At 62.7% G+C, this 12,406-nt stretch carries 8 protein-coding genes and 1 tRNA gene; 6 read left to right on the forward strand and 3 right to left on the reverse strand.

Translation table 11 applies throughout. The features are described 5' to 3' along the window. Positions 1–259 precede the first annotated feature (259 nt). The 3 genes from V5B39_RS02985 to murB all read left to right on the forward strand — a co-directional run bounded on the left by V5B39_RS02985 (position 260) and on the right by murB (position 6,932). Positions 260–1,642, forward strand: a complete 1,383-nt coding sequence (locus tag V5B39_RS02985) for a CorA family divalent cation transporter (RefSeq protein ID WP_332341337.1) — start codon at positions 260–262, stop codon at positions 1,640–1,642. 523 nt (positions 1,643–2,165) lie between these two features. Continuing rightward, positions 2,166–5,882 carry a methionine synthase gene (gene metH, locus V5B39_RS02990; RefSeq protein ID WP_332341339.1) on the forward strand — a complete coding sequence of 1,239 codons (3,717 nt, stop codon included), beginning with the start codon at positions 2,166–2,168 and terminating at the stop codon, positions 5,880–5,882. Between the two features lie 12 nt (positions 5,883–5,894). Then, complete coding sequence (gene murB, locus V5B39_RS02995; protein WP_332341340.1) at positions 5,895–6,932, forward strand: UDP-N-acetylmuramate dehydrogenase; 1,038 nt, start codon at positions 5,895–5,897, stop codon at positions 6,930–6,932. Between the two features lie 36 nt (positions 6,933–6,968). Here the strand turns inward: murB and V5B39_RS03000 are convergent, their stop codons facing one another. Together V5B39_RS03000 and V5B39_RS03005 are read right to left on the reverse strand one after the other, a co-directional pair. Next, on the reverse strand, positions 6,969–7,826 hold the full coding sequence (locus tag V5B39_RS03000) for a pseudouridine synthase (protein ID WP_332341342.1): 858 nt from the start codon (positions 7,824–7,826) through the stop codon (positions 6,969–6,971). Positions 7,827–7,918: 92 nt separating this feature from the next. Then, positions 7,919–8,263, reverse strand: coding sequence for an FKBP-type peptidyl-prolyl cis-trans isomerase (locus V5B39_RS03005; RefSeq protein WP_034929377.1), 345 nt, complete (start codon positions 8,261–8,263; stop codon positions 7,919–7,921). 322 nt (positions 8,264–8,585) lie between these two features. Here V5B39_RS03005 and V5B39_RS03010 point away from each other — a divergent pair, with 322 nt between their 5' ends. Then, on the forward strand, positions 8,586–9,386 hold the full coding sequence (locus tag V5B39_RS03010) for a tRNA threonylcarbamoyladenosine dehydratase (protein ID WP_332341343.1): 801 nt from the start codon (positions 8,586–8,588) through the stop codon (positions 9,384–9,386). Between the two features lie 42 nt (positions 9,387–9,428). Here the strand turns inward: V5B39_RS03010 and V5B39_RS03015 are convergent, their stop codons facing one another. Beyond that, complete coding sequence (locus V5B39_RS03015; RefSeq protein ID WP_332341345.1) at positions 9,429–11,219, reverse strand: GGDEF domain-containing protein; 1,791 nt, start codon at positions 11,217–11,219, stop codon at positions 9,429–9,431. A 136-nt stretch (positions 11,220–11,355) separates the two neighbouring features. Here V5B39_RS03015 and V5B39_RS03020 point away from each other — a divergent pair. Both V5B39_RS03020 and V5B39_RS03025 read left to right on the forward strand, forming a co-directional pair. Then, positions 11,356–11,429: transfer RNA gene (locus V5B39_RS03020), tRNA-Thr, on the forward strand. Positions 11,430–11,535: 106 nt separating this feature from the next. Next, positions 11,536–12,393 carry an urease accessory protein UreD gene (locus V5B39_RS03025; protein WP_332341346.1) on the forward strand — a complete coding sequence of 286 codons (858 nt, stop codon included), beginning with the start codon at positions 11,536–11,538 and terminating at the stop codon, positions 12,391–12,393. Positions 12,394–12,406 lie beyond the last annotated feature (13 nt).

Here is a 12,406-nt window from a genome sequence, read left to right on the forward strand (position 1 = left end):
CAGGCAAGGATCGTTCCGGCAACCCTGGCGTTGCTGCGGCGCAGCACGCAGGGCGCGATTGTAGGACGAATGCGAACTCCCCACAAGGGCATCACGGGGGCTCGACAGGGCACGGTCATTCGCTGCCCATGCCTGCTGGCAAAAAGAGATTACAAATTGTTTCAATGGCCAAAATAAGGACTGATTCAGGCGCTCCGTATGTTCAGCAGTGCTACAATCCGCACCCCTTTCTGCATCCGATCATCAGGGAGTCGAGAACATGGGCGAAGAAAGCAAAGGCAATGTCTCTGGGGCAGTCCCGATCAAGGGCATTGCCGATGTACATCTCACCGAGGTGCGCTCCCTGCTCTCCCTGCAGAAACTGGTCGAAGAGCTCGTCCCCGAGCAGGATGGGCAGAATCAGGGGGAACTCGACCCGGAGATCCAGCAGCAGTATCGCAAGGAACTTCGCGAGAAGCTCCGGCGGATGCCGCCGAAGGAAATCGCCTACATTCTTGAATCGCTGGACCCCAATGAGCGTCTGGTGGTCTGGGACGAAGTCAAGGAAGGCGCCGACCCGATCCTGGCGCTTCTCTCCGACGATGTCCTCGAAGAGTTGATCGATGACAGCCATTACCGCAATGAAAAAACCACGATCACGGCCTTCGAGCTGCGTGATGGCCGCCTGCATCAGATCTCGGTCAGCGGCCCGGAGGATCTGAAGAACGTCCACCCGATCTGGGTGGATCTGGTGGCCCCGACCAAGAAAATCCGCGGCTGGATTGGCGAGATGTTCGACGTCGAGGTTCCGGACCCGGTTACCCTGACCGACCTCGAAGCCAGCGCGCGCTTCTATGTCGAGGACGACGGTGAGGTACACCTGCACTCCGACTTCCTGCTTGACACCAAGGACGAATCGCGCAACGTTCCGGTGGCGCTGATTCTCCACAACGAGATTCTGTTTACCGTGCGTACCGAGGAACTGCCGGTGTTCCGCCTGCAGCGCGCGCGCGCTCGTACCCGGCCGGGCTACGTCACCGATGGCAAGGACGTGCTCATCGACCTGTACGCCGCAGACGTCGAGTACTCGGCCAACGCGCTGGAGGATGTCTACGGCGAGCTGGAGAAGGCCGGCACGCAGGTGCTGCGGTCGCACGTGACCGACGTTGAGGCCTCGCACATCCTAGCGGCAGTCGCCGAAGCGGAAGATCTCAACGGACGTACGCGCCGCAGCGTACTCGATACCCGGCGGGCCTTGTCCTTCCTGTTGCGTGGCAAGTTGCTGTCGGACGCCCAACAGCTCGATGTACGCGAGATTTTGCGCGACATCGAATCCCTCGACGGACACACCGCTTTCCTGTTCAACAAGATCAACTTCCTGATGGATGCCACGGACAGCGCGATCAACATCAACCAGAACAAGAAAATCGAGCGACTGACCGTGCTCAGCGTCGTCTTCATGCCGATCAACGTCCTGGCCGGCGCTGGCGGCATGTCCGAGTTTTCAAGCATGGCGCAGGCGCTCGACTGGCCGATGCCGCTCGCCTACACGGGTTTCTTTCTCGGCATGGGCGTTGTCGGAGCGATCATGTTCCTCGGCCTGCGTCTCTTCGAAAGGCGACAACCCAAGCGCCCGCGTGCGGATAACCGCAGAACCGCCTGATTACATCCGGCACACCCGCTGCAAGGGCCCAGCCGTACCGAGGCCCATTGCAACCAACAGCCGCAGGCACCCGTTGCCGCCCAACGGCGAACGGGTCGAGATGAGCCTGCTATAGGCTTGCTCGCTGCCTTGACAAGGGATGGCCCGGCGGGTAGATTCGCACGCCTGCCCTGTTCACCTCCAGGGTTGGCGGCGATTTGACTTGAGCAGATTGCGGGCGCGTTAAAAATGCCGCTAACGGTCATCACTTTTCCAGGCACCCCCGATCATGAAAGTCATGACCGTTTCCCTCTCCCCCAACCCCTCCCACGGCCCGCGCTGCATCGCGGGCCGGCTACGGCGGCACGGAGCAGTGCTCCGCGAAACCCCGCCTTCGCCCCTCGCGAGGGGGAGGGGAGGTTCGTGAGTCGCATACGCGACTTTCACATTAAAGCGAGACCCTCATCAAGACTCGTCGAGCTTTGCGCCGACGGGTTTTCTGTTTTGCAACCACAGACCAGCGAAAAAACCAGGGAATTGATCCATGCCAGCCACGCAACCCGACCGTACCGCCGAACTGAAAACCCTCCTCGAAAAGCACATTCTGGTTCTCGATGGCGCAATGGGAACGATGATCCAGCGCCAGGGCCTGCAGGAGGCGGATTATCGTGGCAGTCGCTTCGCGACGCATGCGCATGATCTCAAAGGTAACAACGACCTGTTGCTGCTGACTCGACCAGACCTCATCCGTGCGATCCATGCCGAGTATCTGGCCGCCGGCGCCGACATCATCGAGACCAACACCTTCAACTCGACCCGCGTCTCGCAGGCCGATTACCATCTCGAAGCCATCGTATATGAGCTGAATGTGGCCGGCGCGCAACTGGCTCGGGCGGTATGCGACGAATTCACCGCCAGGGACCCGGCCAGGCCCCGCTTTGTCGCCGGCGTCATCGGGCCGACCTCGCGCACCGCGTCGATCTCGCCGGACGTCAATGACCCCGGCTACCGCAATACCAGCTTCGACGAACTGGTCGGCACCTATGCGGAAGCCATCCGCGGACTCTGCGATGGCGGTGCCGACCTTCTGCTGGTCGAGACCGTTTTCGACACGCTGAACGCCAAGGCAGCCCTGTTTGCCATCGAACGACACTTTGATGAGACCGGTCGCCGCTGGCCGGTGATGATTTCCGGAACGATCACCGACGCTTCGGGACGGACCCTCTCGGGGCAGACCGCCGAAGCGTTCTGGAACTCGCTGAACCATGTCCGTCCGCTGAGCTTCGGGCTCAACTGCGCCCTCGGTGCCGGCGAGTTGCGCCAGTACGTCGAGGAACTCTCACAGATCTGCGATTGCTTCGTTTCGGCGCACCCGAACGCCGGCCTGCCGAACGCTTTCGGCGGCTACGACGAGACACCGGCACAATTGGCCGCCGAAATCGCCGACTGGGCCAGGAAAGGTTTCGTCAATATCGTCGGCGGCTGCTGCGGCACCACGCCCGAACATATCGCGGCAATCGCCGGCAGGGTGGCCGGCATCAAACCCCGGACCATTCCGCAGATCGAAAGAAAGCTGCGTCTGTCCGGTCTCGAACCGTTCAACGTCGGCAAGGAGTCGCTGTTCGTCAACGTCGGCGAGCGGACCAACGTCACCGGCTCGCGAGCCTTTGCCCGAATGATTCTCGAAGGCCGCTTCGACGCTGCCCTGGCGGTTGCCCGCCAGCAGGTCGAAAACGGCGCACAGGTGATCGACATCAACATGGACGAGGCGATGCTCGATTCGCCAGCGGCCATGGACCGCTTCCTCAAGCTGATTGCCAGCGAACCGGACATCGCACGTGTGCCGATCATGATCGACTCGTCGAAATGGACGGTCATCGAAGCGGGTCTCCAGTGCATCCAGGGCAAGGGCATCGTCAACTCGATCTCGATGAAGGAGGGCGAGACCGAATTCCTGCGCCAGGCCAGGCTGGCGCGCCGATACGGTGCGGCGGTGGTGGTCATGGCTTTCGACGAGAACGGACAGGCCGACACCTACACACGCAAGACCGAAATCTGCGCGCGCGCCTACCGGCTGCTCACCGAACAGGCGGCTTTTCCCCCCGAGGACATCATCTTCGACCCGAACATCTTCGCCATCGCCACCGGCATCGAAGAGCACAACCACTACGCCGTCGACTTCATCGAGGCCTGCGCCTGGATTCGCGCGCACCTGCCGGGCGCGCAGATTTCCGGAGGGGTATCCAATGTCTCCTTCTCGTTCCGCGGCAACGATCCGGTTCGCGAAGCGATCCACACCGTCTTCCTCTACCACGCGATCCAGGCCGGACTGTCGATGGGCATCGTCAACGCCGGCATGCTCGGCGTCTACGACGACCTCGACCCGATACTGCGCGCGAAGGTCGAGGATGTGGTCCTGAACCGCCGCCCCGATGCCGGCGAGGCGCTGGTCGAATTTGCCCAGACGGTGCGCGAAGGCCAGGCCAGGGACAGCGGCCCCGACCTCGCCTGGCGCGAACTGCCGGTCGAACAGCGTCTCTCGCATGCCCTGGTCAAGGGAATCACCGACTTCGTCGTCGCCGACACCGAAGAATGCCGCGCCGCGCTGGAAGCCGACGGCAAGCCACCGCTGTCGGTGATCGAAGGGCCCCTGATGAACGGCATGAACATCGTCGGCGACCTCTTTGGCGCCGGCAAGATGTTCCTGCCGCAGGTGGTCAAGTCGGCACGGGTGATGAAACAGGCGGTCGCGCACCTGATCCCCTTCATCGAGGCCGAAAAACTGCGTACCGGTGTCCGCAGCAAGGGCCGGATCGTGATGGCCACGGTCAAGGGCGACGTGCACGACATCGGCAAGAACATCGTCGGCGTGGTGCTGGGCTGCAACGGCTACGAGGTCATCGACCTCGGTGTCATGGTCTCCTGCGACAAGATCCTGCACGCCGCCAGGGAGCATGCGGCACAGGCTGTCGGCCTGTCCGGCCTGATCACCCCGTCACTCGAGGAAATGAGCCATGTCGCGGCCGAGATGGAACGTCTCGGTTTTGCCGACGCGGTCGATGGATGCCCGCCAATACCGCTCCTGATCGGCGGAGCAACGACCAGCCGTGCGCACACGGCGATCAAGATCGCGCCGAACTATTCCGGATCGGTGGTCTATGTCCCCGATGCCTCGCGCGCGGTCGGCGTGGTCACCCGCCTCCTGTCGGCCGACCATGGCGCGGCTTTTCGGGACGAGATCGTTGCCGACTACGCCAGGGTGCGCGCGCAGCACGCCAACAAGAAGGGCATTCCGCTGGTGACGCTGGAAACGGCACGCAGCAATCGCTTCGTATGGAACAACGATCCCGCCTATCGGCCGACGGCGCCGAAAAAGCCGGGGCTGCACGTGCTACGCAACGTCGACCTCACGACCCTCGTCGATTTCATCGACTGGGGACCCTTCTTTCAGACCTGGGATCTGGCCGGCAGTTACCCGAAGATCCTGGAAGACGCGCTGGTGGGTCCGACTGCCCGGACGGTGTTCAGCGACGCGCAGGCCATGCTGCAAAGAATCGTCAGCGAGAAGTGGTTGAGTGCCAACGCCGTCTTCGGCCTCTTCCCGGCCAACGCTGTCGGTGACGACATTGAAATCTATGCCGACGAATCACGCAGCGAGCAATTGCTGAGCTGGCACAACCTGCGCCAGCAGTACGAGCGTCCGGCGGGCAAACCGCACTACTGCCTGAGCGACTATGTGGCCGAGCGCGGTACGCCGGACTGGATCGGCGCCTTTGCCGTCGGCGCGGGTTTCGGTATCGAGGAAAAGCTCGCCGAATTCGCTGCCGCCCATGACGATTACCGTTCGATCCTGTTGAAGGCGATCGCCGACCGCTTGGCCGAAGCCTGTGCCGAATGGTTGCACGCAGAAGTACGGCGCGACTACTGGGGCTACGCCAGCGACGAAATGCTCGACTGCCAGGCTCTGATCCGTGAGGACTATCGCGGCATCCGGCCGGCGCCCGGCTATCCGGCCTGCCCCGATCATACCGCCAAGGGCCCGCTCTTCGAACTGCTCGATGCGCCGCGCAATGCCGGCATGGGTTTGACCGAATCCTTCGCCATGACGCCCGCGGCAGCCGTTTCCGGTTTCTATCTGGCGCACCCGCAGGCGCGTTATTTTGCGGTCAGCAAGATCGCCCGTGACCAGCTCGAGGACTGGGCGCAGCGTGCCGGTTTCAGCGTCGGCGAAGCACAGCGCTGGCTGGCGCCGCTGCTCTGAGGTGCCTGCCTGATGGATGGCCGGCAACTGCCGGATTTCGTGACGGGTGACGTCGAACTGGCGACGCGGACAACACTGGCCTTGCCCGGACGGGCCGCGCTGTATGCCGAGATCACCGCTGCCGGTCAACTGGCACAACTCGCCGGCAGCGGCGAGCCGCGCCGCTTCGTTCTGGGAGGAGGCAGCAACCTGGTGCTCTCCGGAGACTTTGACGGTTTGCTGCTGCACATGGCGATTGGTGGCCGGCAACTGGTCGCCGAGGATGACGACGCCTGGTATGTGCGCGCCGGTGCCGGCGAGAACTGGCATCAACTGGTCAGCTGGACACTCGCGCAAGGCTGGCCGGGACTCGAAAATCTGGCATTGATTCCCGGCACGGTCGGCGCAGCGCCGATCCAGAACATCGGTGCCTACGGTCTCGAAATCGCCGATCGCTTCCTGTCGCTCGAAGCCTGCGACATGCAAAGTGGCCAGACGCTGCACTTCGATCGTGCAGCCTGCCGGTTTGCCTACCGCGACAGCGTCTTCAAACAACAGGGGTGGCATCTCGACGCTGCTCGGGTGATCACGCACGTGACCCTCCGCCTGCCGAAAGTCTGGCAGCCCCTGACCGCTTACGCCGACCTGGCTGCCGAACTCGATCAGCAACAGATTGCCAATCCGAATGCCCGGCAAATCGCTGCGGCAGTGATCGATATCCGCAGCCGCAAGCTGCCCGATCCGGCGGCCTTGCCCAACGCCGGCAGCTTCTTCCACAACCCACTGGTGGACACGGCGACCGGTGAGCGACTGGCCAGCCGGTTTCCGGGTCTGCCGCGTTACCCGCAGGTCGATGGCCGCGTCAAACTCGCAGCCGGCTGGTTGATCGAACAGAGCGGCTGGAAAGGCCGCAACCTCGGCCGGGTGGGAATGTACGAGAAGCAGGCGCTGGTGCTGGTCAATCGCGGCGGCGCTTCAGGAGCCGAGGTGATCGCTCTGGCACAGGCCGTACAGACCGCTGTGCGCGAGCATTTCGGCATTGAACTGACGCCCGAGCCGGTCTTTCTCTGAACGGCCGGCAGACCCGAGGTGCGCTGCCGGGACCCGTCAGAAGCTTTCGTCGGGGCGCAGAAAGCGCCATTGACCGAGTGGCAGGTCGCCGAGTCTGACTGCCCCGACGCGCACGCGCTTGAGGCCGGTCACGCGTAACCCGACCAGCTCGCACATCCGCCGGATCTGTCGCTTGCGCCCCTCATGGAGAACGAAGCGCAGCTGATCGTCGTTGAGCCATGCGACCTGGGCCGGCTTCAGTTTGCGGTCGTCGAGGCTGAGCCCGTGCTGCAGCAGGGACAGGCCCCCGGCATCGAGATGACCCCCGACACGTACCAGATACTCCTTGTCGATCATCGAGTCCTCGCCAATCAACTGGCGTGCCACTCGCCCGTCCTGGGTCAGGATGAGCAGGCCGGTCGAATCGATGTCGAGCCGGCCTGCAGGTGCCAGTCCCTTCAGGCAGGCCGGATGGAAAACCGGCGTGTCCGGTGTGCGATACTGTGTTTCGGGTCGAATCAGGGTCACTGCCGGCTTGCAGCCGGGTTCCGGCTGGCTCGAAACATAACCTATCGGCTTGTTCAGCAGAATCGTCAACCGGCTTTGCTGATTCGCCTGCGCTTGCCGGTCGAGAGTAATGACGGCATCTGGATGGGCACGCGTTCCGAGTTGGCTGACCCGCCGTCCATCCACGAAAACCCAGCCTCGCGCGATGTATTCATCCGCATCGCGGCGCGAACAAAGACCGCGCTCGGCCATCAGCTTGGCAATGCGTACGCCGTCAGGCGGCACCTTGCCCGCCGCTTCCGGGACGGGCGCTGAGCGCGATGTGCCGGTGCCAGGCAAACGCTCGGCCTCGGTCTTGTGCGCTGGCGCGCCGGCTACACGGGCCGCAGGCGGCTTGGGCCTGGTCATGCGGGCGCCTGGCAAGGGCCGGCCGATATCCGCTTCGGCCGGCCGTGTCCCTGCTGGCGGGCGTGGGGTCTGGCGTGGCCTGTCGGCCATTCTCAGGCGATGTCGAGCAGCTCGATCTCGAATACCAGCTTCGCGTTTGGCGGTATCAACTTTCCGGCGCCACGGGCACCGTAAGCGAGATCGGCGGGAATGGTAAGCTTACGGATGCCGCCGACGCTCATCCCCGGCACCCCTTCTTCCCAGCCGGCAATGACGTGTTTCCCGTCGAGCGGAAAACGGAAGGGTTCGTTGCGATCGACGCTCGAATCGAATTTCTTGCCATCGGCCAGCCAGCCCGTGTAATGCACGATGACGTGCTGACCGGCGCTGGCGGTGGGACCGCTGCCAACAATGATCTCTTCGATCTGTAAGCCACTGGGTGTGGTGACAATAGGCATGTGATATGAACTCCTGATCAACAAAAACCACAAGTTTAGCCCAGCATGGCATCTTGCGGCCAGTTGAATGCAGACAATGACCGCACGATCTGCGTGCGAAAAAAGCTTTGCCGGAACGCATCCGACTGTCTGCCGCGAGTGTTGCCGTATTGCCCCAGGCGGCATGCCCTTGCACCCTGGCTTTCGGTTACACTGGGCAGCATCCCTTGCCGGAATACGCTCCCATGCACAGCCAGACCCGTGACGCCGCTTGCCGACAGCGAGGGAGGCGCGAATCGAGCCAGCCACGCCGGTGGAGCCTCCGGCGAACCCCACAGACGCCATGAGCGAAACACCTGTCGATCGGTTGCGCCGCTTCGGCGGCATTGCCCGCCTCTATGGCGCGGATGCCTTGCAGCGCTTCGAAAACGCCCATGTCGCGGTGGTCGGCATCGGTGGCGTGGGTTCATGGGCGGTCGAAGGCCTGGCACGTTCGGCGGTCGGCAGGATCACCCTGATCGACCTCGACATGATCGCCGAGTCCAACGTCAACCGTCAGGTACACGCGCTCGACGGTGAATTCGGCAAGGCCAAGGTCAGCGCCATGGCGCAACGGATTCGTGCCATCAACCCGGATTGCGTGGTCAGCGAAATCGAGGATTTCGTGACGCCGGAAAACGTTGCAGCGCTGCTTGGCGGAGACTTCAATTACCTCATCGACGCCATTGATCAGGTGCGCACCAAAGCGGCGATGATCGCCTGGGCGAAACGTTGTGGGGTGCCGCTGATCACTGCCGGTGGCGCCGGTGGCCAGATCGATCCCACGTGCATCCGGATTGCCGATCTTGCTTTCACCATCCAGGACCCGCTGCTCGCCAAAGTGCGCTCGCTATTGCGCAAAAACTACGGGTTCCCTCGCGAGGCCGGAAAGAAATTCGGGGTTCCGGCGGTATTTTCCAGCGAACCTCTTCGCTACCCTGGGCGCAGCAATTCCTGCGAGCAGCCACGGATGCTCACTGGCCTGAGCTGTGCCGGCTTCGGTTCGTCGGTTTGCGTGACGGCGCCTTTCGGTCTGCTGGCCGCCGGCGAAGTGCTCAAGCATCTGGCCGGTACCCCATCGCCGGAGGCGATCGGGCCGAACTGAAAAGCTTCTTCCGTGCACTACCGCGCTGCCGGTACCTGCAGCTCAGCCGATCATGACCCGGTTCTTCCCTGCCTGTTTGGCCGCATACATGGCCTCGTCTGCGCGCTTGGTGACCGATCCCTGGATATCGCCGGGCTGCAGGTGGGTCACGCCGGCGCTGAAGGTGATCAGTCGTCGGTCGTTGTTGTGGAGGAAGATGCGTCGGGTCAATTCCCGCTGCAGACGGACAATGGCCGTCTGCGCATCCTCGACCGACGTGTCCGGCAGGATGATGATGAACTCTTCGCCACCAAATCGGGCAACCGTGTCTTGCGGACGCATCGTCTCCCGAATCACGGTCGCCAGGTGTATCAGGGCTGCATCGCCGGCATCGTGACCGAGCGTGTCGTTGAGTTTCTTGAAGTTGTCAATATCGAGCAGGGCCACGCAGAGGGGCGACTGGCGACGCTGAGCACGTGCGACCTCCTTCTCGAATGCCTCATCAAGACCGCGACGGTTGAGGGTCCCGGTCAACTGGTCATGACGAACCAGCATGCTGGCCCGGTCGAGTTCCCGTTGCAGTTCGCCGATTCTCGCCTCGGCTTCGCTGACGCGCTGTTTCGCAGTGCGCAGGTCGTCACGCGAGCGTTGCGCGTTGAGCTGAATGATGCGTGTCTCATGAATCACATCGGCGAGGACACCTTCGAGTTGTGTGATGTCCTCGGCCATGCTGATCCGGTGCGCACAGAGTTCAAGCTTGTCGTGATAGTCGGAAGTCGAGTCGGCGAATTCTGCCAGATGATCGACAAAGCCGGCCAGCATCTGCTTGAGGCTCTCCTTGGCTTCGTTGAGACTGTGTTTGAGCTGGCTCTGCTTGAAGATGACTTCCTTGAGCCGACCCTCGGCATCGTCAATGGCACGAATGCTCAAAGGGTTGGAAACGATGTCGCGAACGATTTCGATCTGTCCGGCCAGCCAGCGGTCTTCGGTGACCAGCTCGCCCACGTTCTTGATCAGCAATTGCAGTAGATTGAGCAAACCCGCGCGCAGTTCGGTACGATCCTCTGCCAGGATCTCCAGACGGAATGCGAAGCGCTTGACACCAGCCAGCAGGCCCTGCAGCGCAGAAGGTGAAGTGGCGCTGCGGGCCTTGTGCGCCAGCATGCGGGCATCGGCGGCAAGCTCCGGTTCATCCGTGAGTTGTGTCGCGACGATCACTTCAAGGGTGTACGCGAAGAGGTCGCGCAGTTCACTCGACGACTCGCTCGTACGCATCGAACTGTCTGTGTCGACCTCACTGACGAGCGGCAGGTTGGCCTCAGTCTCTGCAATGGCTCCGGCCTCGACCAGAGGGATTTCCTCCTCTCCCACGCCATTGCTCGACCACGACTTGACCAAGCCCTGCAGTCGTCCGAACAGCAGCTCACTGTTGCCCGCAGCGGCTGCCAGCACTCGCTCGAGCGCTTCACGCTTGCGCGCCACGGTCAGTCCGGCCTGCTTGTTTTCCCACTGGCGCAGAAAGTCGCGAAATAACTCGCTCCAAGGCAATTCGTGCTCATTGGCGAGCTGCTTGACCAAGTCGGCGACTCCGTCGCGCAGTTCATCCCAGTTCCTGCCCTTGAATGCCTGTTCAAACCGCTTGACCAGCTTTTGCTGAACGGCAGTCTCTCTGGGTAGAACGGTCTGTAGCGCCTGCAGCTCGCGTTTGGGAAAATTTTCCGCGAGATTGCCGGAGGTGCCCGCAATCTCGTTATAGAGGTCCCGATAGTTCTCGGGAGAGGGAGAAATCCGTCGGGAAGCCAGCAGACGGAGGGTCTCGCGCGCAATTTCCGAGGGGTTCGAAAGGGATGGCATGGGGTCCTACCGAAAAAAACAGTCAGGTCATTCTAACAGCGGTATTTCGATGCACAGAGGCTTGCGCCTGGCAAGGAATCCGGAGATGATACAGCAAGCATCAAGGTCGGCTATAATTCGCCCGAGAAATGCTTTTGCCCCCGTAGCATGAAGGTCGTGCAGTTGATTTGTAATCATCAGGTGTTGGTTCGATTCCGACTGGGGGCACCAGAAAACGAGCACTTGGGCCAATCCGACGAGATTGGCCCAAGTGCTTTCTGGGGCTGGAGAACGAATCGTACATGGAACAGAATGGGGATCTGGCGGCCCTGGTGGTTTGACGGCAGCGGCAGCGGCCATCGAGGAAGCGGCACGTTCCGGCTGGCAGGCACGGCTGGCCCTCGGTTTCGAGCGTCGTGCAGAGACCACGCTGCTGGTACAGCGCGAGCATTACGGGCCGCTGCGCGTACAGAAAGCGCTCTACCCGGAGGGTCCGGCGGTCTGTCATGCGATTGTTTTGCATCCGCCCGGGGGCATCGTCGGCGGCGACCGACTGGACATCTCGCTGGCCGCGGGAGCCGGTGCGCATGCATTGTTGACCACCCCAGGCGCCGGCAAGTGGTATCGTTCGGGGGGGCGGCCGGCGCAGCATGTGCTGAACGTGCGCATTGGGCGCGCAGCTGTCATCGAATGGCTGCCGCAGGAAACGATCGTCTTCGATGGTGCCGACGCGCAGATGCACACACATGTCCAACTGGCCGCCGGTGGCATGTTCTGCGGCTGGGAGATACTCTGCCTGGGTCGAACGGCTGCCGGCGAAGGCTTCAGCCACGGGCAGCTCGACCTGGCGACGCGGATCGAGAGCGAAGGACGGCCGCTGTGGGTCGAGCGCGGTTGGTTGTCCGGCGGCTCGGCCTGGCTTGATGCGGCTGCCGGTCTGGCTGGCCGGCCGGTCAGCGCGACCCTGCTGCTCGCAGGGACGGGGGTGCAGCGGGAATGGCTCGACGCCTGCCTGGCGGTGCCGACCGCCGCGGGTCTGTTGACCGGGGTCACGGCACTGCCCGAGGTGCTGGTGGCGCGTTGCCTGGCGCCCTGTACCGAAGCGGCACGCGCCTGGTTGAGCGAAGTGTGGAAACGGTTGCGCCCGGCGGCGCTCGGCAAGGCAGCCGTCGTGCCACGCATCTGGAGCACCTGAATCGCTTTGAGGA

The organism is Accumulibacter sp. (assembly GCF_036625275.1).
GTDB lineage: Bacteria > Pseudomonadota > Gammaproteobacteria > Burkholderiales > Rhodocyclaceae > Accumulibacter.